The sequence below is a fragment of the Fibrobacter sp. genome (assembly GCA_024398965.1).
Taxonomy (GTDB): domain Bacteria; phylum Fibrobacterota; class Fibrobacteria; order Fibrobacterales; family Fibrobacteraceae; genus Fibrobacter.
The window spans coordinates 13,657-40,068 of the sequence record JAKSIF010000024.1; the positions used below are offsets into that span (position 1 = coordinate 13,657).

Annotated in this window: 19 protein-coding genes and 1 tRNA gene; 14 read left to right on the forward strand and 6 right to left on the reverse strand. The window is 50.3% G+C overall.

Translation table 11 applies throughout. The features are described from left to right. The first annotated feature begins 33 nt into the window (after window positions 1-33). Window positions 34-903, forward strand: coding sequence for an NAD(P)/FAD-dependent oxidoreductase (locus MJZ26_10100; GenBank protein MCQ2106131.1), 870 nt, complete (start codon window positions 34-36; stop codon window positions 901-903). A gap of 33 nt (window positions 904-936) precedes the next feature. Further along, a complete protein-coding gene (locus MJZ26_10105; GenBank protein ID MCQ2106132.1) occupies window positions 937-1,827 on the forward strand; it encodes a radical SAM protein in 891 nt (296 codons plus the stop codon). Between the two features lie 31 nt (window positions 1,828-1,858). Here MJZ26_10105 and MJZ26_10110 read toward each other — a convergent pair whose 3' ends face one another. Then, entirely contained in the window at window positions 1,859-3,496 is a 1,638-nt protein-coding gene (locus tag MJZ26_10110; GenBank protein ID MCQ2106133.1) for a LamG domain-containing protein, read from the reverse strand. A gap of 63 nt (window positions 3,497-3,559) precedes the next feature. Here MJZ26_10110 and MJZ26_10115 point away from each other — a divergent pair, with 63 nt between their 5' ends. Then, window positions 3,560-4,132, forward strand: coding sequence for a fibrobacter succinogenes major paralogous domain-containing protein (locus MJZ26_10115; GenBank protein ID MCQ2106134.1), 573 nt, complete (start codon window positions 3,560-3,562; stop codon window positions 4,130-4,132). 296 nt (window positions 4,133-4,428) lie between these two features. Here MJZ26_10115 and MJZ26_10120 read toward each other — a convergent pair. Both MJZ26_10120 and MJZ26_10125 read right to left on the reverse strand, forming a co-directional pair. Further along, a tRNA-Pro gene (locus MJZ26_10120) sits at window positions 4,429-4,502 on the reverse strand. A gap of 60 nt (window positions 4,503-4,562) precedes the next feature. After that, a complete protein-coding gene (locus MJZ26_10125) occupies window positions 4,563-5,042 on the reverse strand; it encodes a Smr/MutS family protein (GenBank protein MCQ2106135.1) in 480 nt (159 codons plus the stop codon). Window positions 5,043-5,155: 113 nt separating this feature from the next. Here MJZ26_10125 and MJZ26_10130 point away from each other — a divergent pair, with 113 nt between their 5' ends. The 3 genes from MJZ26_10130 (at window position 5,156) to MJZ26_10140 (ending at window position 10,320) form a co-directional block, all read left to right on the forward strand. Next, window positions 5,156-7,384, forward strand: coding sequence for an ABC transporter permease subunit (locus MJZ26_10130; protein ID MCQ2106136.1), 2,229 nt, complete (start codon window positions 5,156-5,158; stop codon window positions 7,382-7,384). A gap of 12 nt (window positions 7,385-7,396) precedes the next feature. Continuing rightward, entirely contained in the window at window positions 7,397-8,137 is a 741-nt protein-coding gene (locus MJZ26_10135; protein ID MCQ2106137.1) for an amino acid ABC transporter ATP-binding protein, read from the forward strand. A gap of 101 nt (window positions 8,138-8,238) precedes the next feature. After that, a complete protein-coding gene (locus tag MJZ26_10140; GenBank protein MCQ2106138.1) occupies window positions 8,239-10,320 on the forward strand; it encodes a glycoside hydrolase family 3 C-terminal domain-containing protein in 2,082 nt (693 codons plus the stop codon). A gap of 47 nt (window positions 10,321-10,367) precedes the next feature. Here MJZ26_10140 and MJZ26_10145 read toward each other — a convergent pair whose 3' ends face one another. Continuing rightward, window positions 10,368-12,320 carry a M6 family metalloprotease domain-containing protein gene (locus MJZ26_10145; GenBank protein MCQ2106139.1) on the reverse strand — a complete coding sequence of 651 codons (1,953 nt, stop codon included), beginning with the start codon at window positions 12,318-12,320 and terminating at the stop codon, window positions 10,368-10,370. Between the two features lie 248 nt (window positions 12,321-12,568). On the opposite strand from MJZ26_10145, the gene MJZ26_10150 reads away from it, so the two are divergent. Beyond that, the gene (locus MJZ26_10150; protein MCQ2106140.1) at window positions 12,569-16,234 is read left to right on the forward strand and encodes a homocysteine S-methyltransferase family protein; all 3,666 of its coding nucleotides are present in this window, start codon (window positions 12,569-12,571) and stop codon (window positions 16,232-16,234) included. Here the strand turns inward: MJZ26_10150 and MJZ26_10155 are convergent. Beyond that, window positions 16,231-17,178 carry a lauroyl acyltransferase gene (locus MJZ26_10155; protein ID MCQ2106141.1) on the reverse strand — a complete coding sequence of 316 codons (948 nt, stop codon included), beginning with the start codon at window positions 17,176-17,178 and terminating at the stop codon, window positions 16,231-16,233. The genes MJZ26_10150 and MJZ26_10155 overlap by 4 nt on opposite strands. Window positions 17,179-17,264: 86 nt before the next feature. Between MJZ26_10155 and MJZ26_10160 the strand changes: the two genes are divergently transcribed. The 7 genes from MJZ26_10160 to MJZ26_10190 are packed head-to-tail and all read left to right on the forward strand — an operon-like array spanning window position 17,265 to window position 25,370. Further along, window positions 17,265-18,413, forward strand: coding sequence for a phospho-N-acetylmuramoyl-pentapeptide-transferase (locus MJZ26_10160; protein MCQ2106142.1), 1,149 nt, complete (start codon window positions 17,265-17,267; stop codon window positions 18,411-18,413). A gap of 6 nt (window positions 18,414-18,419) precedes the next feature. Beyond that, complete coding sequence (locus MJZ26_10165) at window positions 18,420-19,766, forward strand: UDPGP type 1 family protein (GenBank protein ID MCQ2106143.1); 1,347 nt, start codon at window positions 18,420-18,422, stop codon at window positions 19,764-19,766. Then, window positions 19,759-20,163, forward strand: a complete 405-nt coding sequence (locus MJZ26_10170) for a hypothetical protein (GenBank protein ID MCQ2106144.1) — start codon at window positions 19,759-19,761, stop codon at window positions 20,161-20,163. Before MJZ26_10165 ends, MJZ26_10170 begins: the two co-directional genes overlap by 8 nt. A gap of 11 nt (window positions 20,164-20,174) precedes the next feature. Beyond that, the gene (locus MJZ26_10175; GenBank protein ID MCQ2106145.1) at window positions 20,175-21,044 is read left to right on the forward strand and encodes a Cof-type HAD-IIB family hydrolase; all 870 of its coding nucleotides are present in this window, start codon (window positions 20,175-20,177) and stop codon (window positions 21,042-21,044) included. 20 nt (window positions 21,045-21,064) lie between these two features. Next, the gene (locus MJZ26_10180) at window positions 21,065-23,566 is read left to right on the forward strand and encodes an NPCBM/NEW2 domain-containing protein (protein ID MCQ2106146.1); all 2,502 of its coding nucleotides are present in this window, start codon (window positions 21,065-21,067) and stop codon (window positions 23,564-23,566) included. Beyond that, window positions 23,563-24,669, forward strand: a complete 1,107-nt coding sequence (locus MJZ26_10185; protein MCQ2106147.1) for a glycosyl transferase family 28 — start codon at window positions 23,563-23,565, stop codon at window positions 24,667-24,669. Before MJZ26_10180 ends, MJZ26_10185 begins: the two co-directional genes overlap by 4 nt. Window positions 24,670-24,680: 11 nt before the next feature. Next, on the forward strand, window positions 24,681-25,370 hold the full coding sequence (locus MJZ26_10190; GenBank protein ID MCQ2106148.1) for a hypothetical protein: 690 nt from the start codon (window positions 24,681-24,683) through the stop codon (window positions 25,368-25,370). A gap of 154 nt (window positions 25,371-25,524) precedes the next feature. On the opposite strand, the gene MJZ26_10195 is transcribed toward MJZ26_10190, so the two are convergent. Then, complete coding sequence (locus MJZ26_10195) at window positions 25,525-26,409, reverse strand: phosphoribosylaminoimidazolesuccinocarboxamide synthase (protein MCQ2106149.1); 885 nt, start codon at window positions 26,407-26,409, stop codon at window positions 25,525-25,527. Window positions 26,410-26,412: the final 3 nt, after the last annotated feature.

Consider the following 26,412-nt stretch of genomic DNA (forward strand, 5'->3'; position numbering starts at 1 on the left):
AAATAAATTCGTATCTTTAGGAGGAGGTTTATTATGGATGATATGCTGATTTTAGGTTATGGTCCGGCAGGTGTTTCTGCCGCTCTCTATGGTTTGCGTTCTGGATTGGCTGTCCAGATGGTGGGTAAGGATGGCGGTGCCCTTGAAAAGGCTCATCTGATTGAAAATTATTATGGTTTGGAAAAGCCCTTGACAGGTTCTGAACTTCTGCAGGTAGGTAAAAAGCAGGCAGAAAGCCTGGGAGCCAAGATTGCCGAAGACGAAATTACGGACCTGATGTTTGATGGAACTGGTTTTGTGGCTACGGGTCTTAAGGGCGTGTATCGCGGCAAGGTTTGCATCATGGCGACGGGCGCTGCCCGAAAAAAGCAGCCTCTTCCTGGTATGGCAGAGATGGAAGGCCATGGCGTAAGCTACTGTGCCGTTTGTGACGCCTTCTTCTACCGACAGAAGAATGTGGCAGTGATGGGAAGTGGAGAATATGCTCTCCATGAGGCAACGGAACTTCTGCAGGTGGTTGGTAGCGTGACTTTGCTGACTAATGGAGCTCCCTTGACTGCGACTTTCCCGGAAACGGTAAAGATTGAAACGCGCAAGCTGAAGGGCTTGGTTGGTGAAGGAGCCTTTAAGGGTGTGCAGTTTGAAGACGGATCAGAAACTGCCTTTGATGGACTTTTTGTTGCCTTGGGCAGTGCCAACGCTACAGACCTGGCGCTTAAGGCGGGGGCAGCCTTTGACAATGGAAAACTTGTGCTGGATGACAATCTGATGTCTACGGTTCCGGGGCTTTTTGCGGCTGGGGACTGTACCGGTGGTGTGCTGCAGGTTTCTGTGGCGGTAGGCGAGGGTGCTGTTGCCGGCATGGCGGCCATCAAGTATCTGCGAGAAAATTGCAGGGACTAGTTGCTTGAAGGTTTGAACTGAATTTCTAGGCTAATGCGTCGCATTACATTGCTTACAAATCCCGATAAGTGCAACTTGCATTGCCCTCTCTGTTTCTTGAATCAGCGAGGGCGTGCTTTTGGCATGGGGGAAATGTCTCTTGATGTGATGCAGGCTGCTATTGAAAAGTATGGAAATGAGGTAGGTGGAGACGGTTCCCGAGTTCTGAAGGAAGTGATTCCCAGCACCATGGGGGAACCGCTGCTCTATTCCCATTTTAACGAGCTGCTGGAACTGTGCGGCAAGTTGAACATACCGCTGAATCTTACGACCAATGGGACGTTCCCGGGCGTATGGAAATCGGCTGCGGGAATGGATCGACTGCTGCGGTCCTGTAGCGACATTAAGGTCAGCTGCATGGGTTTCGATGAGGAAACGGTGGGCGAGATGATGCCAGGGACCGTCTTTGCGGAGTGGAAAAGGAACGTGGAATCCTTGTTGGAAATCCGTCGAAATTTGAGCGTGGGTTCGGAGCGCCTTGCCACGGTATCGCTGCAGGTTACCTTGCATAGAAGAAACGTTCAGCAGTCCATGGACATTCTCATGTGGGCGGAGTCCATCGGCGTTCATCGTATCAAGTGGAATCCTGCGGTTTTCCTTGGCTGTGCATCGGAAATGTTGCGCTCAAGGTACGAGCTGCGGGAATGCGAACTTGAAAAATGGCGGACGCTACTTTGTTCTAAAAAGGTGATTTGTGAAGGAAGTTTATTCTTTAGAAAGGGTTGCGGAAATTCTGCCGAGGCGATTGAATTGAACTGCCCTTTTGAAGATGAACTGTGGATTTTACCGGATGGTTCTGTGGAACATTGCCCCAATCCTGAACGACGCTTTGGAGACGAAAAAAAGGACAGCGCTCGTTGTGAACACTGCCCCATGAAACACTAGTTTCTTGCCGAATCTAAGAACTTAAATCCGATTAATAATCCTTTTCGTCGTAGTACTTGTTAAGAAGATCGAGAACGGTTTCCTTGCTCTTGATGATGCGAGCATTTGCCATAAGGATGTTGTCGAAGTTGCCAAACGCTTGCATAGGGTCGCTTACGTCGGCGTCAAAGGTTTCTTTGCGGCCAATGGCAAGGATGTTCCTGTTGCTGGACTTTGGTGCATACTTGGAATTTGAAACAATCTGACGAGTCAGCAGTTCTCCATTGAGGTACAGCTCCATTCGTCCTTCGCCCCACTGGGCGGTGATGGTGTTGTAGTCGCTGGTCAAGGTTGCCTTTGCTGAAATGCTGATCGGTTCGCCGTCTACATCCTTGTGGAAGTAGATGCTGCCCTTGTCGTAATAGATTGTCAGTTCGTTTTCGCTGTGGCCAAAGAAGGCGATGGAAGCCTTGTCGATGGACTTGTATTCTTCTGCGCTGGGCTTGTAGTCGAACTGGATTGCGCCGAATCTTAAGGGAGAGTCCAGGGTGTAGGAGATGAAGTAATTGGCAGATGCCCTTAGCGCAAAACCGTCGCCGTTTGCGTCCAGAAATTCTTCGCCGAACTTGCCTGAATCGAAGTCCTCGTCAACGAAGGGAATAATCTTGTAGTCGTCCAGTTCTTCGTAGATGCCTGCTTCGGTGTCGAAATAAACCTGCTGGTCAAAGCACTGGTCTTTGCCCAGTTCTTCAACTTCTTCCTTGCTTTCTCTGTAGCTTGCATGACGGTAGTAGAATGCGTAACCCTTGTCAAAGCATTCGTTCTTGTCGACTCTTATGCTGCTGGTATGATTTTTGGACTGGGAATCATAGCACTTGTCGGCGCCAATTTCCGCAGTGGGGAAGTAGTACTGCGTGGCGTAGTAGGTGGAATCCTTGGTGACGTGGAAGGTCATTACGAAGTTGAAGTTCTTGCTGCCGCCTTTTACGATCATCAGGGTGTCGTCGGTGACTTCGTAGGAGCAGGAATAGTCCTTTGAAAAGTCTGGCTTGAAGTCCCTGAAAAGTTCAGTGACGTAGGTGGTGTCCCTGGGTTCTTCGGGAATTTCCTCGGAGGAAGAGGAGTGGTAATCTTCGTAGTCCTCGCTGGAACTGGAGCTGGAAAGGCTGTAGTCGTAGAACCCTTCTTCGTAATCAGCTGTGATTCCCCAGTATTCCTCGGGAGTCCTGCCTTGGGACTTGCGGCGGATCTTGTCGAAGTATTCGTCAATTTCAAAGCATTCCGCCTTGGCGCCAGAGACGAGCCTGGAGTAGGTAGGGGGTTCTTCGTCGCTGTCGTACATGTCGTAGTCGCGGTAGGAGTAGCCGTCCTTGTCGCAGGAGACCAGCTCTACGTTGGAGCCCAGTTCTTCTTCGATGACTTCAACGCAGCTGAGGGGATTGCGGATGGGAAAGGTGAAACCAGTGGTGACTTCGACGCCGTGGTCCACGACCCTGGCTGTTTCGGTTCTTGTGAAATAGGGCGTCGAGATGACGAGAGAAACCGAATTGTCGCCTTTTTTGACATCGCAGCTGTAGCCGTCGGACGAAGAGCCTGAATTGGAGGAACTGCTGTCGTCGGAGCAACTGGTGAGTGCTGCTGCAAGCAGACTGGCTGTGGCGATTGCGAAAAGTTTGGATTTTTTGGACATGGCTTCGCCTCCTTTTTTTATTTTTTTGCAAATAATAAAATAAAGATAAACGCTATGATGAATATGTCTAAGATATCGCTGCTTTTTTTTGTTGTGCCTGCGCTGTTTGCTGCAGATTTCAAGGATAAGCGCGATAAGCAGGTTTATCGCACTATTCATGTGGATGGCCGTGAATGGTTTGCGGACAATCTGAATTTTAAGTCGGAAGGAAGCTTCTGCTATAAGGACGACGATGACCAGTGCATGGCCTATGGACGTCTGTACACCTGGGAGGCCGCGAAGGCAGCCTGTCCTAGTGGGTTCCGTCTGCCTACTCACGAAGATTTTGAGAGCTTATGGACCGCTGCTGGAGCTGACTTTAATGCGGGCTACCTGTTGAAGACGGATTATGGTTGGAACGGCAACACTAACGGTAACGATACGCTGAAGTTTAGTGCCATGCCTGCAGGTAATCGTTTTGATGACGAAACTTATGGAAACATGATGAAGTTTGCCTTCTTCTGGAGTGCTGACGACAAGTCAGAGGGTATTTCCGTAGGGGATGCTCGGGTTTGGTACTTGACCAGCAAGAATATGGGCTTTGGATATATGAGCAAACCCAAGACCTTTGGCTTTTCCGTTAGGTGTGTGAAGTAGGGACGGAGCGAGATGAGATTGTGTCCTACGGAGAACTTGCGCGAGATGAGGCTACTTCGTAGCCTCTGACGCTTCACCTCGGTCATAAAAACGAACAAGTTCGTTTTTGCGACGCTCACCTTGCACGAGATTGTGTCCTACGGACACCAGCTTCATCGCCTCGGCAATGCCGGTGAGCGAGCTCCCCGGCGCTGCGCTCGGCTCAGTCGCTGTCGACCTCACGACCTACGGTCGTGAGTCCAGATCATTATGCTAATAAACAAGAAACCCCTGCATTAGCAGGGGTTTCTTGTTTATCGGAATAGCGAGATTCGAACTCACGACCTCTTGCTCCCGAAGCAAGCGCTCTACCAGACTGAGCTATATTCCGTTTTGTGAGACCAAATATAGATAGTATAATTGACTTTTTAAAGGGGTAAGGGTAAAAAAATTACTTTTTAGCCTTAATTTTACCCTTGGAATTGAGCTTAGGGGCCGGTTTTCCCAGTTTCATGATGCTGGAACCTGCGTTATCGGGCTCAACCTTGTATAAAACGATGCGGTTGCTCCATTCGGTACGGGCCTTGCGGTCGATAATGTGCTTTACGTTGCCGTATTCCGGGTTCCCGCCACCATGAATCACGCGTAAAACGCTTAAACCTGCAATCATCAGGTCGTCAATACGGCGTTCAACGGCTGCTGCAGCCTCTTCGGAGGTGTATCCGTGAAGGTCAATTTCGTCTTCGGGTACAGGAAGTTCCCAACTGGAGGGGCTACGGCCCATTTTTCTGCCACGAGGACCACGAGTCTGGGGGCGGGCTGCAGCCTCAGCTTCTTCGGCCTGCTGGCGAGCCTTGTCCTTGTCTTCCATATGGTGGTTCATTATCCATTCCATCTGGAAGCGTTCTTCTTCGTTAAGTTCTGCAGCCATAAAAACCTCATCCGAAATAACGGCGCAAATTTAGCAAAAAACAGTGGCTCAGTATAAGGAGCCTTCTGGATATACCTATATTTCACAACATGTTTTTCAATAGGAATGGTCGCATGGTTCGTAATGTTTTTAAGATGGTTGTGACTGCTGCTTTGGCTCTTTCCGCTATGGTCTTTGTGGGTTGCTCTGCAGGTGGTGACGACGCTTTGGTCAATCGCGTGTTCAAGGTTTCTGACCTGGGCCACAAGAAGGTGGGTGTGCAGATTGGCAACACCGCCGACATTTATGCCTCTGAATATGGTGGCGATACCGCAAAGATTGACGTGGAACGCTACACCAAGTTGGCTGATGCCGTTCAGGCTCTGAAGCAGGGAAAGATTGACGCAGTGCTTCTGGATGACCAGCCGGCAATTTACTTCGTGAAGCAAAATCCTACGCTGCGGGTTTTGGACGAAGCTTTCGTGGAAGAGACTTATGCAGGTGTCATTGCCAAGGGTAACGAAGGCCTCTTGGATACCTTCAACCTGGTGCTGAAGGAAATGCACGAGAATGGAATTTTTGATTCCTTGATGAACACTTACATCAACGGTACCGGCTCTTACCATTATGCCCAGAAGGTGAAGGAAGGGCCTCATCTGGTGCTGGCAACCAACGCTCAGTTCCCGCCTTACGAATATCATGAAGGTGAATTCATCGTTGGCTTGGAAATCGAACTGGCTTACTACCTGGCCGATAAGATGGGCCGCGTGCTGGAAATCCAGGATATTGAATTTGACGCTGTGATTAACGCCGTAAGCTCCGGCAAGGCAGACCTTGGCCTTTCTGGCTTTACCGTTACCGAAGAACGCAAGAAGTCCATCAACTTCACCGACAAGCTGGTGGATAACAAGGTTGTAATCATGGTTCGCAGCGATATTAAACCTAGCGAACTAGACAACAAGGTTTTTACTGTTAGCGATCTTGGTCATAAAAAGGTGGGTGTGCAGATTGGCAATACCGCCGATATTTACGCCTCTGAATATGGTGGCGATACCGCAAAGATCGATGTGGAACGCTATACGAAGCTCGCGGATGCGGTTCAGGCTCTGAAGCAGGGCAAGATTGACGCCGTGCTTCTGGATGACCAGCCGGCTATTTACTTCGTGAAGCAGAATCCCACCCTCCGCGTTCTGGACGAAGCTTTCGTGGAAGAAACTTACGCTGGCGTCATCGCCAAGGGTAACGAAGGTCTGCTGGATACCTTCAACTTGGTGCTGAAGGAAATGCATGAAAACGGAATCTTTGATTCCTTGATGAACACTTACATCAACGGCACCGGTTCTTACCACTACGCCCAGAAGGTGAAGGAAGGCCCGAAGCTTGTTCTGGCCACCAACGCTCAGTTCCCGCCTTACGAATATCATGAAGGTGAATTCATCGTTGGCTTGGAAATCGAACTGGCTTACTACCTGGCCGATAAGATGGGCCGCGTGCTGGAAATCCAGGATATTGAATTTGACGCTGTGATTAACGCCGTAAGCTCCGGCAAGGCAGACCTTGGCCTTTCTGGCTTTACCGTTACGGAAGAGCGCAAGAAGTCCATCAACTTCACCGACAAGCTGGTGGATAACCGCGTGGTGATTTTGGTCCGTACGGGCATGAAGGAAGATTCCGAAGAAACCTTCGTGGAAAAGTTCCAGAAGAATTTCATTAAGGATAACCGTTGGAAGTACATTGCCGAAGGTCTTCGTAATACCATAATTATTGCGCTTTGCGCTGCATTGCTGGGCATTGTCATCGGCTTTTTGGTGGCCATGGTCCGCGTGAATCATGAGTTCAACGGAAAGTACAAGATTGCCAACTGGGTTTGCAAGGCTTACCTGGCGGTAATCCGCGGAACTCCGATGATGGTCCAGCTGTTGATCATCTATTACATCGTTTTCTCTTCTGTGAACATCAACAAGTTGCTGGTGGCAATCATCGCTTTCGGTATTAACTCCGGCGCCTACGTTTCTGAAATTATTCGCGGTGGCATTAAGGCTGTGGATCCGGGGCAGATTGAAGCGGGTCGCAGTCTTGGCCTGAAGTTCAGGACGGTGATGCTCCATGTGGTTTACCCCCAGGCATTCAAGAATTCCTTGCCGGCATTGACAAACGAGTTTATTTCCCTCATCAAGGAAACGTCCATTTGCGGCTACATCGGCTTGACTGATTTGACCCGCGGTGGCGACATTATACGAAGCTTGACTTACGAGGCCATGTTCCCGTTGATTTCTGTGGCTATTGTCTACTTTATTATTGTGGCAGGGCTTTCCACTTGCGTGGCTCGCCTTGAAAAACGTTTGAAGAAGAACGAGCGCTAGGAGGAAACGGTTATGGCAAAAGAAGTAATGATTGAGGTAAAGAACCTTTGCAAGTCCTACGGCGACAAGCAGATTTTGAAGAACATTGACGCGGAGTTCCACAAGGGTGACGTGGTTGCCATTATCGGACCTTCGGGTTGCGGCAAGTCCACGTTTCTTCGCATGCTGAATCTTTTGGAAAAGCCTACCAGCGGTGACATTTTGCTGGATGGCAAGAGCATTCTGGATAAGAATGTTTCCAAGCCCACAATTCGTGCCCGCGTGGGAATGGTGTTCCAGCAGTTCAATTTGTTCAAGAACATGACTGCGTTGAAGAACGTGATGTTTGCGCCGGTAAAGCTTGGCCGCATGAACAAGGCTGAAGGCGAAAAACAGGCCATGGAATTGCTGAAGCGTGTGGGCCTTGCAGATCGCGCCGACCATTATCCGGCCCAGCTTTCGGGTGGTCAGCAGCAGCGTGTGGCCATTGCCCGCGCCGCCGCCATGAATCCCGAGGCAATCCTGTTTGATGAACCTACTAGCGCCTTGGACCCTGAAATGGTGGGCGAAGTCCTGAAGATCATGAAGGACTTGGCTCAGTCTGGCATGACCATGCTGGTGGTGACCCACGAAATGGGCTTTGCCCGCGAGGTGGCAAACCGCGTGCTGTTCTTTGCCGATGGCGTCATTAAGGAACAGGGTACTCCCGAGGAAATTTTTGACCATCCCAAGGATGTGCGCTTGAAGGATTTCTTGGCTGCTATCAAGAAATAGAATCCGCTTGCGAACAAGCGCTGTTCGCTGGTTTCTGCTGTGTACTTGAATCCTGAGAAATCGAGGTTTCTCGGGATTCTTTTTATATAGATTTTAAGGGTATGAAAAAGAATCGTAAGTTTATTTCTGCGGCTGTGGCTACTATGTTTGCCTTGGCTGTTCCTGGTTTTTCCGCTGTCCCCTCGGCTTCTGTTTCTGGCAATGTGGTGGATGCACAGGGCGCCCCTGTCAAGGACGCCGTTGTTTCCGTAAAGACCTTGCCCAACTTGCTGCCCGATGCACGCGGACTTTCCAACGTCAAGGGATCCTTTAACCTGAAAACAAAAATGGCTGATACCCAAGTGTTGGTTGTTAAAAAGACCGGATTCTTGCCTGAAACATTGACAGTTGCAGGCCTGGATTCTATGAAGGCTGCAAGTGGTGCAGGAGGCGTCGCAAAGATCATCTTGAAACGGGATCCCATTGAAGATAGAATTGACTCCCTGATGGCAGGCATGACTATTGATGATTTGGTGGCCCAGATGACTCAGGCCATGGTTCCCAACGTGGATTGCGGGGGTGGTATTTGCGGATCTGCATTGCAGGGCGGTGGCCGTTACGCAAAGGATTTTTACCAAAATGCCTGGGCTCAGAAAATTCCAGTAAGCTATGGAAAGGATAATGTTCACGGCGTTGCCGATGTGGTGAATGCTACGGTTTTTCCCCACAATATCGGACTAGGGGCAACGCGAGACACTGCCCTTGTTCGTCGTATTGGCCAGGTGGTGGCTGAAGAAATGTGGGCTGCTAACATTGACTACAATTTTGCTCCCGCTTTAAGCGTTCCTCAGGATGAACGTTGGGGTCGAACCTACGAAGGCTTTGGCGAAAAGCCGGAACTTGCTGTGGATTTGGGCTCGGCATTCCTTCGAGGTATGCAGGGCGATCACTTTGATGCGGAATGGCGAGTGACGGGAACCATCAAGCATTATCTAGGCGATGGCGCTACCAATAAGGGGTGGGACCGTGGCGATGTAAAAATGTCCGATGCTCAGATTCGTAAATTACTTTTGCCGCCTTACGTTGCCGCCGTGGAGCAGGGGGCCCAGAGTGTGATGGCCAGCTTTAACACTATCCGCGGCAAGCATCAGCATGTGGATTCTTTGCGTTTGACAGGCTGGCTCAAGACTGAATTGGGCTTTGACGGTTTTGTCATTGCGGACTGGGAAGGCATTGAACATTCTACTACTCCAGGCAATGCTGGCGACTACTCAGGCAAGAAAACCAATGTCTCTAGCGAAGAAGCTATTCGTCGTTCCATTAATGCTGGCCTTGACATGGCCATGGTACCGTCCTCCGCAGAAGCTTTCATGAGTTCGCTGAAGAAACTTGTTGCCGAAGGGAAGGTTCCTGAAAATCGCGTGAAGGATGCGGTCCGCAGAATTCTGCGTGTGAAGATTCGCGCCGGCCGTTTGGACAATCCCATGGGGCCTGCTCAGTATGTTGGCAAGACAGAAAATATCGGTAGTAAAGAACACCGTGCCATTGCCCGTGAAGCCGTGCAGAAAAGCTTGGTATTGCTGAAGAACGAAGGAGTTCTGCCTTTGGCAAAGACTTCTCCTGTTTTTGTCACTGGGTCTCATGCAGATCATACGGGCCTTCAGTGTGGCGCATGGACGTTAGGCTGGCAGGGTACACGAGGTGATGTTCCTGGCGCAACTTCTATTGTCGGAGGCTTCGATCAGGTGGCTCCCGGAGCACGTACTGAAAATGCAGACAGTGCAAATACCGTCGTCTACGTCATAGGCGAAACGCCCTATGCGGAATGGTTCGGTGATTTCCGAGAAAAGGATTTTAATAACAAGCTGTTTACTACGGAAAAATCTCATACAACCCATTTTGAAAGTACCGATGAAAACTTGAAACAGATAAATACTTGGAAAGCCGCTGGCAAGAAAGTGGTTCTGGTTTTAGTTTCTGGTCGTCCTTTGCCGATTACGAATATTATCAATGCCGTAGATGGTTTTGTTGCTGCATGGCTTCCGGGTAGCGAAGGCGAAGGCGTTGCTGACGTACTCTTTGGTGATGTAAAGCCTACGGGTAAGTTACCTCACACTTGGCCAAAGGATGCTAAGCAGATTCCCATTAACGACGGTGATGGGAAGAAGGGCCTGTTCCCTTATGGGTTTGGCCTGACCTATTAAAAAAACGCCGCATTGCTGCGGCGTTCAATTTTTTCGGAGTTTTTTAACTACTTGATTCGAATGACGGATTGGTGCAGAGCCTTTCCGTTTTTCATTATGCGCATGAGGTAAACACCGGATTGCTTGGGTGCAGATTTGAGAGTGTTGCCGTTCATGTCAAAATATTGGATGGTTCTGTTGGATGAATCAAACAAGTCTGCATTCAACTGAGAAATAATTGTAGTTGTTGTGTCTGTTTTTTCTTCTGGATTGACCACGGGTTCTTCAGGAGCTGTAGTGGAATCGCTTGCAATTGTCATTACAATGGAAAGCGTTACCTGATTCTTGCCGTAGACAATGGCCTGCTTTACGGTAAATTCGTCTCCAGCCTTGACCTTGCCGGGCATATGGCCGACCTTTGTTGTCATGGTATTTAGATCGACGTTGGAGAAAACGATGCTTGTTCCGTTGGGATTCCAGGTGGCGACAGCTCCCTTGGAATCAAACCAATGGCCGGTGCCTTCACCAGTGGTTTCGCTGTTTAATGAACCGTCAGGCTCGACTGCGTAGAAACTGGCCTTGCTTGGAATTTCACTTTGCTTGATTCCGAGAATTTCAGCAACCTTTGCTCCTTGTAAATCAACTGAAACTGGGGCGTAGTTATCGCTGATGGGGATCTGTGCTGTTAAAGAAATTTCAGTAATTGTGGGCGGTTCACTGGGCGTGTTACCTGGGTCTGCTGCAATAGAACAGTCTCCGCCGAGGCAGAAGCTGAGGGTGTTCCCGTTGACGCTTACGTTAGTGAAATTGAGCCCTGTTGCAGATCCGCTGTACCAACGAATTGCAGGGTAGAGGGCGTCCGAGAATGCGTCGTAGGAATTTGTTGCGTTAAAGAATGCTCCGGCTCTGCTACCGGGAGAGGGCCACTGGTCATTTTCGGGATCGCTGTTGTTGCCCTTGGAATCAGCATGAACAATGCGGAGCCCAAGCTTGTTTGCTGCAGAATTTCCTTCGATGGAAAAGTCATAATGCTGCATCAGGATGCCGCTACCCTTAAGAACCTTGTTGCGGCCGTCGTTTTTCACATAGGACCAGACCAAGCCTTCCTTGTCTGGGCGGCTGGGATTCTTGAAGCGGAAACATTGCTCTCCAGCTTCAGTGGAAATTTTTCCCACGTCATCTGCTGAAATATCCTTGAAGGGAATCCATCCCTGGTCTGCGCGGTAGAAATCGTTGATTGCAACTGGGTTCCAGTCGTTGGGACGGTTGCCCATGGTGCAGTAGTCGCCGTACCAGTAAAGGTCCGGCCATCCAAAGATCATGTGGCCAGTTTCATGAATGAAAACGTAGATGGAGAACTTGCCCGGCATGTCTGTCATTTGATGCTTTTGCAGAACTACTCCATCGCGCCTTTCGTTGGACCAACCTGCGTGAGGCCACAAGCCCTTGCCCCATTCAAGACCCGCACCTGCGTACAGAATGTTGATTGCTTCGGTAATTCCATTCTTGTCGTTGTCATAGCGGGAATAGTCTACCTGGGAGTCAAAATACTCGAAGACTTCCTTTACAAGGACGTCGGATCCGGAATAGCCGTCCATATTTTCGTAATAGGACTTGGGATACTTGGCGCGGTACCAACCGAAGACTTCGTTGGTCAAGTCCAGCTGGCCATTGGATACGTCCAGATAGTAATCGCGGACAGAACCGTTACAGCCGTCACGATTGAATCCTTCCTTGTTCAGCCAGTCGGAAATTTCTTCCTTGGTTACCGGGGCGGGTTGGTCGGAAAAATCTACAAGGAGGGTTAGCCCGTAGACTTTACCCTTGGGCGCCGAGTAATGACTTTTTTCTGCTGTGGAAGGGGCGAATTTCAGCTTGGAGCCCCTTGTATTGTCGAATTTCGTAATGGCTTCGCTAGGCCAGGCCTGAACACGCTTGCCTTGATAAACAATGTCTGCAAAGGAGGTGCCGATTAAAGAAAGTACAGCACACCCAAAAATCATTTTTTTAAAACAACCCATACATTCCACCTTTTTTAGTAATATACTCAAAAATTAAAGAATATGTGGAGTGAAAAAACGGTGGAGTTGTTCTTTATGGGCTTTTATGGGATTTATATGCAATTTATTTTGAATAGAACCAGTCTATAACGAACTATAATAAAAAGTGATTATCGCAAAGCCTCCGCAAATGTTTGCCTTTTTCTAAATTTCCCCTGTAAAATGATTGTGTGGAAAGAAATTTCTACAAACTAAGAGGCCATTGGAAAATGACACTTCGCGAAGCTTTTGAGAATAAGATGTTGCTGCTGGATGGCGGCATGGGATCTGTTATCCAGACTTATGGGATTAAGGGTGCCAACAATGACATGTTGAGCATTGAACGCCCGGATGTGATTCTGGATATCCAGCGTCGCTATGTGGACGCTGGTGTAGATTGCCTTACCACCAACACATTCTCTAGCCAGAGGGTAAGCCAGCACGAATATCACCAGGAGCATCGCATTGCGGAAATGAACCGCGCTTCCGTAAAGATTGCCAAGCAGGCTGCTGCCGAGGCCATGGAAAAGTATGGCCGCAAGGTGTACATTTTGGGCGACGTGGGCCCCACCAGCAAGATGCTTTCCATGAGCGAGGATGTGAACGATCCTGCCAGCCGTAGCATTACTTTCGACGAACTGGAAGACGCCTACCTGGAACAGATTCAGGTGTTGATTGAAGAAGGCGTGGATGCAATCCTTATCGAAACCATTTTTGATACGTTGAACGCCAAGGCGGCAGCAAGCGCATACACGAAGGCTAAGGATGCTATGGAAGCTGCTGCAGTTGCTCGCGGTGAAACGCCCCGCGCTCTGGAAGTCATGTTCTCCATGACCGTAAGCGATGCTTCTGGCCGTACCCTTTCTGGTCAGACGGTGGAAGCCTTCGCCATCAGCGTTATGCATGTGAAGCCCTTGAGCATTGGTCTCAACTGCGGTCTTGGCGCCGACGGTATGGTGCCTTACCTGCGCCGTATGGGTAAGCTTGCTCCTTGCTATATTAGCTGCCATCCTAATGCAGGTTTGCCTAACCAGTTTGGCGGTTACGATGATACGCCCGAGGATATGGTTCGCCTGATGGCTCCCTACCTTGACGAAAAGTTGGTGAACATGGTAGGCGGTTGCTGCGGTACTACTCCGGAACACATTGCTGCCATGCGCAAGATGCTGGATGCCTTGCCTGCAGACTATGAACGTCGCAAGCCCGCTCCTGCGTTCGCAACTTCTCCGCTGCTTCGTTTGGCAGGCCTGGAACCGCTGATGGTTTCTCAGGTGCGCCCCAGCAATGGCGCCGACAACTGCAACGCTGAAGATTTCGTGCAGGTGGGTGAACGTTGCAACGTGGCTGGTTCCAAGAAGTTCCTGCGACTGATCAACGAAAAGAACTATGACGAAGCTCTGGACATTGCCCGCAAGCAGGTGGAAGATGGAGCTCAGGTGGTTGACGTCAATATGGACGACGGCCTTCTGGATGCCAAGCAGGAAATGCGCACCTTCTTGAACTTGCTGGCTTCTGACCCGGCAATTAGCCGTGTGCCCATCATGGTGGACAGCTCCCGCTTCGAAGTTATTGAAGAAGGCTTGAAGTGCGCTCAGGGCAAGTGCATCGTAAATTCCATCTCCTTGAAGATGGGTGAGGAAGCCTTCATTGAACATGCCAAGACGGTGAAGCGTTTGGGCGCTGCCGTTATCGTGATGCTCTTTGACGAAGAAGGGCAGGCCACCAATTACGACCGCCGCGTGGCCATAGCATCCCGCGCCTACAAGATTATTACGGAACAGTGCGGCTTCGATCCGAGTGACATTATTTTTGACCCCAACGTCTTGACGGTGGCGACAGGCATGGCGGAACACAACGCCTACGCCCACGACTTTATCCGCGCTTGCCGCTGGATTATTGACAACCTGCCTGGCGTTCGCATTTCCGGCGGTCTTTCCAACCTGAGTTTTGCCTTCCGTGGAAATAACTACCTACGCGAAGCTATGCACTCTACCATGCTCCACTTGGCAACTCCCAACGGCATGGGCATGGCCATCATGAATCCTGCCGCTGCAGTGGATTACAAAACCATTCCTCTGGAACTTCGCATGGCCATTACCGAAGTGTTGCTGAACACCCATCCGGAATCTAGCGAGGAACTGATTGAAATTGCAAGCCGCATGAACGAGGCTGCAGCAAAGGCAAAGGAAACAGGTGCCAAGTACGATCCTAAGGCAATCTTTGCCATGGGTGTCGGTTCTGCAAATGTCGCAGGCTCCGCCGAATCAGGCGCCGCTGCCGGGAATGCCGCTGCAGCTCAGACTACTCCGGAACAGCGCTTGCAGGAAGCCCTCTTGAAGGGAACTTCTACAACCCTTCAGCCGGATCTGATGGAATTGATCAACCGCGGTGACAGCCCGGTGAACATTATTTCTGGCCCCCTCATGGATGGCATGAATGAAGTGGGCCGCCGCTTTGGCGCCGGCGAAATGTTCCTGCCCCAGGTGGTGAAAACTGCACGTACCATGAAGAAGGCCGTGGAAATTTTGCAGCCCTACATTGAAGCGGGTAAGGCGGCCGATGGTGCCAACGGTTCCGCAGGTTCTCGTGGCAAGATTGTCATCGCCACTGTGAAGGGTGACGTTCATGATATTGGCAAGAACATCGTTTCCGTGATTATGGCCTGCAACGGCTTCGAGATGGTGGACCTTGGCGTTATGGTAACAGAAGATGTGATCGTGAAGGCTGCCATCGAACATAAGGCCGACATCTTGAGCCTCTCTGGACTTATCACTCCGTCTCTGGAAGAAATGTGCACTGTGGCCAAGGAAATGCAGAAGGCTGGCCTTCGCATTCCTATCATCGTGGGTGGTGCAACAACAAGCCCGACCCATACGGCTGTGAAGATTGCTCCTTGCTACGATGGCCCCGTTTTCCATGTACGTGATGCTGCGTCCAACCCGGGCCTTGCCGCAAAGCTTTTGGATCCCGCCACTCGTGACGCTACCATCGAAGAAAACCGCAAGGAACAGCAGCGAATCCGTGACGAACAATCCGGCAAGATTACTGCAAAGGCGGTCGCCATGGCTGCCGCAGAATCTACTCCTGTGGAACGCCGCTTCAAGTGCGACTGGTCCAAGTATAGCCCGGTGCAGCCGCCCTTCTTTGGTGAAAGTAAGTTGCCGCCCATTTCTTTGGACAAGGTCATCCCGCTGATTAGCTGGGAATACTTCTTCTTTACTTGGAAGGTGAAGGCTGACTGCGACGAAGCTATCAAGCTTAAGGCCGATGCGGTTGCGCTTCTTGCCGACTTGAACAAACCGGAATACGCCCTCCGTGCAGTACAGGCATTCTACCCGGCTGCAGGCACCGTCGACGGCATCACGTTTAATACGGGCCGCACCGGTACCGATGCCGACATCGTTGAAATAGCAACCGCACGTCAGCAGAATCCCGAAGGCACTTGCCTTGCCCTCTGCGACTATGTGGCACCCGCCGATACGAAACTTGCCTGCGAGTCCGTCGCCAGCCCCAAGTTCCCGGATGTCGTCGGAGCGTTCGCCGTTACCGTCAGCGACGCCTTCGTGAAACGCCTCGAAAAGCTGAAGGCAGAACAGGGCGGCAGCGATTACGACGTTCTTTTGATGCAGACCGTGGCAGACCGCCTTGCAGAAGCTGGAGCTGAATACCTAAGCCAGCAGCTGGCTGCAAACAACAGCTGGAAGGGCATCCGCCCGGCAGTGGGCTATCCGGTATTGCCCAACATCAAGGAAATCTTCAACGTAGCAAAGCTTATTGACTTTGATAGCGTTGGCATTAGCCTTACGGAAAACGGCGCCATGTACCCGCAGGCATCTGTCAGCGGCCTGTACATCAGCCATCCGGAAATTGATTACTTTAACGTGAAAGTGAACTAGACCTTGAAATTGCCGTGGTAGTTCCAGCTCCATTGGGCAGGATGCTCGGCGATCCAAGTTTCAACTTCTTTAGCGATGCTCTCTACTAAGGGAGCGTCGCTTTCTTTTTTGTCGGAACTGTTTTTTGCATGGAGTTCGACGAGGGCCTTGTCGTATTCTGGCGGATAATATTTTTCGAATCGGATGACGATTTCGCGGCGGTTCTGGCTGCCAATAGTCTCGTTGTCGCTAGTTCTTGTGAATGTGCGGAACGTAACGATGCCTGCTCCCATTTGGTTCACTAGCTCGGGTAATCTTAGATACAGCGTGGAATCTTGCCCGAAGAGCTTGACTTTGTTCCCCTTGGTGTTCTTGCCTTGGTCAAATACCATGGCCAATATACCATTGGTCTTGAACAAATTGCGAATCAAGGCGCGAGAATCTTCGGGGCTGTATTCCGTTAGATGTGGGTCACTGCGCAGTTCCTGAATGAGCAGACGAAGTGCCCCTTCGCCTAAGGTATCGGTAACGAGGTGAACGTTGTTGCTGTAGCGGCATAGGCTCCGATGCAAAAGTTCAAAGGAACCTTGGTGAATGCTGATTGCTGCTACGGGGCCATGGGTAAGGGCCTCTTTAATGATATTTTCGTTCTCGAAAACGAGTCTCGACGTGGTTTGCTTAAATCTCGCTAAACCGCGGTAGGAATCAAGCGCGTTCCAGAATATTCCCTGGAAGACGTCCCTTGGTGTAACGTCTGTCCAATTTTTTTCCTGGTTTGTTTCCTCGAGAAATTCTTGGGCTTTTTTCAGGTGTCTTTGTGTCCGGCCCCAGGCTCTTTTTTCGTGAGTTTTCTTGTAGATGGGGTAGGCCAGTTTAAACAAGAAACCAAGAGCAAAATCAGGAAACCGCAAAAGGGCGTGTAGCACTATTTTCGCCAGTACGTATTTTACGGAAATCCTTGCCATAACCGCAATATAAAATAAACCTGAAGGTTGTAATATTTTTAAATTTTATAGGTACAGTTTTCACTTAACATTAACCCTAGTAAATTATGCTTTGTCAGTGGCTTTTTCACTTAACTAACATTGATTTCTTTGACGGTCGTCTGTTCCGTGCAGGTGTTGCCGCCATGCTATCCGTCATCATGGTCATGACCTTCATGCCTGTGTATATCCGTAAGCTCCAGAGCCTGGATGCTACCAGCGATTTTGATAAGGATGGCAAGTCCAAATCACCTCCGATTATGGGCGGTTTGCTTCTTGTGGTAGTTGTGGAAATTGTTTCCCTTTTGGTTTGCAAGATGAATGGCTATACCATCTCCACCCTGGTAATCCTGGCTGCATTCTCTGCCGTGGGTGCCATTGACGATATTGCCAAGGTTCGCGCCAAGAGGCTTATTAAGCTCGGCAAGCTGAAGGCTGCCGACTATATGGACAAGGCCGACGGTATCTCCAGTTCTCTCCGTCTTTTCCTGTATTTCCTGTTTAGCTTGCTTGTTGCCATTTTCTGCTATAAGTTCATCCCGGAACTGAAGGGTGACTTGACTATTCCGTTCTTTCCTGTGGATGTATTCCAGCTTCACTTGCCGAACTGGATCTTTGTTGCCTTTATGACTTTTGTTATTGCGGCCTCTGCAAACGGAACCAACTTTACCGATGGCCTGGACAGCCTTGTTTCCGTGCCTATCCTTACAAGTATGGTTTTTGTGGGCTTGGTGGCCTACGTTAGTGGAAACTTTATCTTCAGCCAGTACCTTAGCGTTCCTTATCTGCCTGGTTGCGATGAATTGTTCCCCCTGGCCATGTCCATTGCAGGATCTCTGCTTGCCTATCTTTGGTTTAACAGTCCTCCGGCAGAAATCTACATGGGCGATGCCGGTTCCGTCGGTTTCGGTGCCGCAATCGGTATCATGTTCATCCTGGTTCAGGCAGGTCTCTTCCTTCCCATTGTTTGCATTATCATCATTGCCGAAGCTTGCTCTGTGCTGTTCCAGATTCTTTGGTTCAAGATTACCAAGAAGGCTACCGGAACTGGCCGTAGAATCTTCCTTTGCGCTCCGCTGCATCATCATTTCCAGAAGAAGTGGGAAGGTCGTTTTGCTAGCAAGCCTTTGATGAACTCCAAGATTGTCTGGAGAATGCACTTGATCAGCATCTTTGCCTTGATCGTTAGCATGGTGATTTTCTTCGGTATTAGGTAGTCTGGTATGGCAAACGAAAACTTAATTGAAATATTGAATAACTTTGGCCAGCAGGATTTGGCTAAGCATCTGGAATCTCTCAGTGGTGAAGCCAGAACCCGTCTGGAACGTGACGTGGCAGGTCAGGACTGGGAAGAACTTCGTGCACTTTACGAAGAAAAATCCAGTGCAAATTTGACTGACAATGTGAGCTCCGATCTCAAGCCAATGCCTTTCAAGATTGCTACCGAGGATTTGCGTTACGATTTCTGGAAGGAAACAGGCGAGGTCCTTTTAGGCAAGGGCCAGGTTGCAGCGTTCCTGGTTGCCGGTGGTCAGGGTTCCCGCCTTGGCTTTGACGGCCCCAAGGGCATGTTCGATATTGGCCTTCCCAGCCATAAGAGCCTGTTCCAGCTTCAGGCGGAACGACTGCTGAATCTTGGTGCCCAGGCCGGACACGCCATTCCCTGGTGTATTATGACCAGCCCCCTCAATCACGAGGCTACGGTCAACTTCTTTATTGAAAACAACTACTTTGGCATGGACCGCCAGAATGTCCGTTTCTTTGAGCAGGGTACTATCTGCGCCTTGACTCCGGACGGAAAGGCTGTGCTGGATGGCGAAGACCATCTGGCTCTTGTGCCCGATGGAAACGGCGGTTGCTTTAGGGCTCTTTCCCAGAGTGGAACTCTGGCATGGCTTATTGAACGTGGCGTCCGCTACGTGTTCTTGTACAGCGTTGATAACGCTCTCTGCCGTATCTGTGACCCGGCCTTTGTCGGCGCCCTTGCCAGCGAAGGCATGAGCATGAGTGCATCCAAGGTGGTACATAAGGCTAACGCGCAGGAAAAGGTAGGCATCTTCGCTTATCAGAACCGCAAGCCTGGCGTTGTAGAATACAGCGACCTTCCCGAGGAATACCGCGACATGACCAATGCCGACGGTAGCTTGACTTTTGATGGCGGCAATATTGCAGTTCATCTGTTCAAGATCGAAGGCCTTCGTAAGTTGCAGACCAGCAAACTCCCGTGGCACACCGCCCGTAAGACTGTCTGCGGTATCGAGAAGTGCTGGAAGTTTGAACAGTTCCTTTTCGATGCATTCCCACAGTTGGGTTCCATGATGCCTTTCGGTGTTGTTCGTGAAGAAGAATTCAGCCCGGTGAAGAATGCCGACGGAAACGACAGTCCCAAGACTGCCCGCCAGATGATTGGTCGCCTCCATAGGGATTGGCTCCGTAAGGCCCACGTGGAAGTAAATCCCAACAAACTGTACGAAGTGTCTCCCCAGTTGAGCTATGCAGGCGAGAACCTGAGCCGCCGCGTTTTTGAACGTGAACTGGGCAAGAGCATTCTGGAATTTGACGATGTGTAGTTTGCGAATCGATTGCCCCCACTGCAATTCTTCTTTCGATGTTCAGATCGAAGGGGAACCGTCTAACATGATGGTGTTTTGCTGTGCTCGCTGCAAGACTCCCTTGATGTTCTATCACGGGGTAGTCTCTGAATTGGACCGTGATGAATTCGCCAATCTTCGTAAGCGCCTGAGCCGAGCCCTTGATGCCGTCGTCAATAAGGACGGTGCCATGGCCGAGGTTGTGGAAGTTATTAAGGAGATGGTTCAGGAATCTGACCAGCGTGCGGCAGAACGTGCCTCCGAAAATGAACCGTCCGTGGTTCAGGATAAGAAGACCCTTACCGATGAATCCATTGATGCTTTGCAGAAACAGCTAGATGAAATGGATGCGGAAAGCTTCCTGGATAATCTTTAGTCGTACCTTTTATGAAGATTCTTTTTTCAGACCTTGACGGGACTCTATTGACCGATGACAAGCGTATTCTCCCTGAGGATATGGCTGCTATCGATGCCCTTCTTGCTGCTGGAAACAAGTTTCTCATTACTACAGGAAGGCCTTTGACAAGCGCCAAGATGCTGGCCAAGAAATATGGTTTCTACAAACCGGGATTTTTTCTTGTCAGTTTCAACGGTGGGCTGATTTATGATTGCGCCACAGAGGAATCCATACTGACCCGCCGTATTTCCGTGGACCAGGTAAAGTTCATTATGGACAAGGCCCACGAGTGGGGGATGCACGCCCACACTTACGCTGGCGACCTGGTAATCTCTGAATACGAGACGGAACAGCTTAAGAATTACTGCTGCATTATGCAGATGGATTACAAGATTGTGGATGACATCCGTCAGTATTTCAGCGCAACACCATCTGGGGCGGCGACATGCGCTCCCACCATGCCGATTAACGTGGTCATTCGTCCCGAGGATCCCATTAAGGTGAACGTGATTACACCGAAGGATCATTCCAGTCTGCTCGACTTCAGGGCAGAAATGCGAAAGACCACCGAGGGCAAGCTGTTCGATGTTTTCAGCAAGCCCGAGATGTTGGAGTTTTCCGACCTTAAGACCAACAAGGGAGATGCTGTCCGGTTCATGGCGGATTTCTACAAGGTTCCCCTGGCCGATACTATTGCCTGTGGTGACGAGGAAAATGATTGCCCCATGATCAAGGCGGCTGGTGTGGGAGTTGCCATGGCGAACGCTTCTGATGTAGCCAAGGGCTGTGCGGATTATATCACTGTGAATGACAATAACCATGGCGGCATTGCCGAGGTTATTGCAAAGTTTGTTTTGTAGTTAAACATAGTTGGAATGTTATGAAAAATTGGATTGCCTCATTGAATCTTGGACGTAAGCACGGAATCGCTCTGGCTGTGACCTTGGCCGTTCTTGTGGTTGCCTTCTTGATTTTCAACAACCTATCGGTGCCTTACGCAAGGCGTTGGGATATTGACTGGGGTTATTATTCCATTCTCTCTACGTTTATACTCCTGGTCGTGGGTGTTGTTGTAAACGCTCCCTATATTTCCCGCAATTGGAAAGACATGAAACCTTCGGGAAAGGGCTGCTGTATTCTGGCCGTTGTCATCCTGATTTTCTCTGTGTTCATGTTTGCCAATATCAGCAATACTCATCGCGTGCTCAGTGATGAAACTAGCTGGGAATCCATGGGCCTTCAGATGTACTACCAGCATACCGGTGGTATCTGTAACGAAGGCATTTGGCACGACGGAGTTCTGGACTGCAAGACAGAAGTGAACAACTTCAAGGGAAAGGCCCTGGGATTTGTTTATTCCCTGGTGTTCAACTTCATGGAGCCCAACCGTGATACGGCGCTACTGGTGAACTATCCTTTCTACGTCCTGAGCCTATTGCTGTTCTTCCTTGCCTTGCGCAAGTGGTTTAGGAATGAATGGGCCGCCATTGCGGCGACAGCATTTCTTGGGGGTATGCCCATTTACCTGTTGCAGGCAAGGTCTGCATCTACAGAAGTTCTGTACATATTCTTGCTGAATGCCTTGATGGCGTGGTACGCCTTTGTGCCCACAAGCAAGGTGACCTGGAAGCATTTCTTGCTGACGGTGCCTCTGCTTGGCTTCTTTGCCCAGACCAGGCAGGAAACCGTTTTCGCCTTTATTCCCTTTGCCCTGTTCTATTACAGGTATTTCCTGGAAAAGGCTCATCGCCTTCCGTTGTTTGTTGCATCCGTTATTGCTGTTAGCTGGCCCTCTGTAAATACCATGGCAGCCTACCGCGGTTACGATTTCCAGGGCGGTGAACATGCTGCGCACTCCTTTGAGAACCTTTGGTTCAATCTGAAGACCAACATCGAGGTAATGCTGAACTTGAAGGAAAATCCTGCCTTCGGTGGCATCATGGAAAATCCCTTCTATACAAGCTTTACCATCATTACCATGGTCGCAACGGTGTGGCTCCTGGTTCGTGCGATTGTATGGAGAAGATATCTTCGTGGCTTGATTTTGGGCTTGGCCTTCTGTGCCCAGATTTTTGTCATCATGTTCAATGTCTCCGGTACGTTTACCATTGACATTAACCAGCGCTATGTCCTGGTTGCCTTGCCTTTGTTTGCCTTGATTATGGCCCTGGGACTTTTTGACGCTTTGCAGTTTGCAACCAAGATGCGCCATGATGCCGCAGGCCATATTGTGATGATTCTTGCCTGCCTTATGTCTGTGGGCTTGATGGTTTATCATGGAAACAGCTATCGAAACAACATGCTCTATTACAAGAACAAGCTGTTGGGCGAAGAGGATTATCTGGATCATGTCCTTGAATCCTATCCAGAAAATTCCATATTCATTTATGCCCGCCCCTGGCAGATGCTGGCTTCCGGCCATAGTTCCTTTAGTGAACGCACCTTTATGGGCTGGAATACGGAAAACTTTGCCAAGTGGCTTCAAGTTTCCGATGGCAATATTTACCTGGTTCGCGGCCAGGACGGCTATGGTGAATTGAACCGCAAGAGCCGTGTGGTTGGCTTCAAGACCACGGATCAGATTGACGAAATCCTCCAGGATTACAAGCACGAAAGGGTTCTTCTGGAACCGAAGCTGTTCGGCTATCCCTTGGCGATTTATAAGGTGATTTCCAAGAAGGGAGTTTCCAACTACGCCCAGAATTTCATGGTTTCCGACTATGTTGCGGCTTCTGATTCTTCCGACAATCATTTTGTGTTGAACCGTCGCTTCCCTGAGGCCATTTCCTGCGTGTATACCTTGAATGGCGAACTTCAGGAAGAAATCCTTTTGTCCCAGGATGCAGATACAGTCCTGGTGGATTCTAGCAAGATCCATAATGGCATGAATCGTGCAGAATTCCGTTGCGAGATGCCGGATAACGACACCTTGAATATCATTAGGGATTTCTTCATTGATGCGGAAAGTGTCCAGCTTCTGTCCGCATTGAAAATGGATTCCTACAGCCAGGACTGGGGCGCTCCTCAAACCAACGAGTCTGTGGAACATCATCAGCTGATGCTGGATGGTGAATACTTCCGTTACGGCATTGGTTCCCATGCAAACTCTGTAATCAAGTATACCTTGCCAAGGAAGTTTGAAAAATTCCACGTTGTAGTGGGGCTTGATGACGAAAGTGCCTGCGGCGATGGTGCAAATTTTGTAATCGTTGGCGATGGTAATGTTCTCGTTCGCACAAAGCGCCTGTATTCTTCCCAGAAGCAATCCCTTGATGTCGATGTTACAGATGTGAAGTCCTTGGAACTTCGCGTTGAAAAAGGCGACAATATGGATTGCGACCACGGCGACTGGGCAAATGCCTGGCTGGAGGCCGCTAAGTGAAAGTCCTGGTAGCTCCGCTTGACTGGGGCTTAGGGCATGCAACTCGTTGCATTCCCGTTATCAGGGAATTCCTGAGGCAGGGGGCGGAAGTGGAATTGGCTGTTGTTAAAAGCAACGCTAAACTGCTTCGTGGCATTTTCCCAGAACTCCGTCAAAGGTTGGCTCCTTCCTACAATATTGTCTATCCCAAGCACGGTTACAATATGGGGTTGTGGCTTGCCAAGAACGGCGCCCACCTGAATTCGGTTATAAGGTTTGAGCATCGCTATGTAGAGGAAATGGTTGAACGTCATCATTACGACGTTGTCCTTTCCGACAACCGCTTTGGATTTTATTCTCGCAAGGCTAAGTCTATCTACATGACTCACCAGAGGCGAATAGCCTTCCCGCCGGCTTTAAGTGCCCTTGAATCGGTGGGAATGATGTGGCATGCCTCCGTTATGCGACATTTTGATGAAGTCTGGGTTCCCGATATTCCCGAGGAACCGGGATATGCGGGGAACATGTCCCACGTAAGATACTGCCCTAGGTCGGTGCGTTACGTAGGAGCCTTGTCCCGATTTGAAAATGCACCTTCCGAGAACGAAGGCGGAACGTTGCTGGAAAGTATCCCTCTGGAAAATCCGCAGTACAAGTTCGTGGCGGTGGTGTCCGGAGTGGAACCTGCCCGTTCCCGCTTTGAAAAAAAGCTGGCGGAGGCCTTCGCAGGTATTCCCGGCAGGCACCTCATTATCCAGGGCCGTCCCGCAGCCGGTATCAAGACGTGGACCGAGGGCAACGTGGACTTCTGCACACACCTGCAGGATGCCGCCTTCTCCGCCGCGGTTCGCGGTGCAGAACATGTGGTTTCCCGCGGCGGCTACAGCACCGTGATGGATATGGCCGTCCTTGGCGCCTCCTGCATTTTCGTTCCCACGCCGGGGCAGTACGAGCAGGTAATTCTCGGACGCAACCTGGCACGGGCAGGATTCGCCTACAACATCGACGAAAAGGATCTTTCCGCCGGAAGCCTCCTTCGTTGTTCTGGATCCATGAAACTGCCGCAGGTTGCAAAAAACGACCTGCTTCATAAGGCTGTTTCAGAAGTTTTAAAAATCAAGTAGAAAGGTTAAGTATGCCTCAGTTTATTCTCGCATTTCCCATGAACTGCACCGTAGCAGATCCCATCGTGATAAACGAAAACGTCTCCATTGCCGCAGACGCAAAGACCGCCATTATTCCTGGCTGTACAGTTTCTTTCAACGTTATCCGTAAGGAACATGTGGACGGCCTGGTGGACATCTTCAAGGAGCATCAGGATATTTCCGCAGAAGCTGCTTCCGCAATTGATGCCCACAAGTCTCTGCTGTTCCTCCTTGGCGAAGCAAAGTCCGTAGAAGACGTGGCTCAGGTCAATATGGCCATTCTCAAGTTGTTCGGACTTGGAGCAACCGGTGTCTACATGCAACAATCCGGCGCCGCCTGGAGCGAACAGGGTTTCCGCGAGGAAGTAGGTGATGGTGAATATCCCATGGACCCGTGGATCAACTTCGTTGAAAACAACGACGTTCTCTACACATTGGGCCTGGCCTGCTTTGCCCTGCCGGACCTCTGCATTTCCACCTCTACGGAAAACGCACAGGAGGCGCTGCTTCTTGCCGCAGACGCCTTGTTCGGCGATGGCATTCCTGCCAAGTCCGGTTCCGAAATTGACCTGGAAGATGGCGAAGTCTATGTGCTGCGTCAGGAAACCAAGATCCCGTTCCCCAAGGATTCCCCTGAATACAACAAGCAGGGTGTTCTCCGCCTGAATAAGAAGAAGTAACTGCGCCATTCGGCTACCATGCCGCGGCGCCTGTCCGTCCGTTAAATTGCAAAAAAAGAAAAAGCCTCGCTTTAACGCGAGGCCTTTCTTGTGAACTCTTATGAAGGCTGGTTCTAGCGCAGGGTGTTCTCCCGCGTTTAGAACAGTGCAATCATTACAATTCCGGCTGCTTGCCAGTGAGACGAACGAAGATCTCGATGTACTTGTCGAGAGTGTTCTTCACAACGTCGGCAGGAATTTCGGGACCCGGATAGCACTTGCCCCAGTCCAGAGTTTCGAGCCAGTCACGGATGTACTGCTTGTCGAAGCTTTCCTGGTTCTTGCCAACCTGGTACTTGTCTGCGGGCCAGTAGCGGCTGGAGTCCGGAGTAAGAACTTCGTCGATGAGGATGGTTTCGCCATCGATTTCGCCGAATTCGAACTTTGTGTCAGCCAGGATGATGCCCTTGGAAGCGGCGTAGTCGCGAGCCTTGGTGTAGATGTCGAGAGACATGTCACGCAGGGTGGTTGCAACCTTTTCGCCAACGATGTCGAAGGTCTGTTCGAAGCTGATGTTTTCGTCGTGGCCTACGTCCGGCTTGGTGCTGGGAGTGTAGAGCGGATTTTCGAGCTTCTGGCAGAGCTGCAGATTTTCGGGGAGGACATGACCGCAGATCTTACCGGTCTTCTGGTAGTCCTTCCAGCCGGAACCCACGATGTAACCGCGGACGATGCATTCCACGGAATGACGGTGAGCCTTCTTAACGATCATGGAGCGGCCGCGGAGATAGTCGGCGTGCTTCTTCAGCACTTCCGGATATTCGTTCACGTCGGCGGTGATCAGGTGGTTCTTCATGCCAAGCTGCTTGAACCAGAACAGAGAAAGCTGGTTCAGGATCTTGCCCTTACCCGGAATGGGGGTGGGGAGGACCACGTCAAAGGCGGAGAGACGGTCGGAAGCGACCATCAGGAAGCTGTCGCCCAGGTCGTACATGTCGCGTACTTTACCCTGGTGGAACAGCGGGACTTCAGTAATCGGGGTTTCGAATTTTAAGCTCATAGT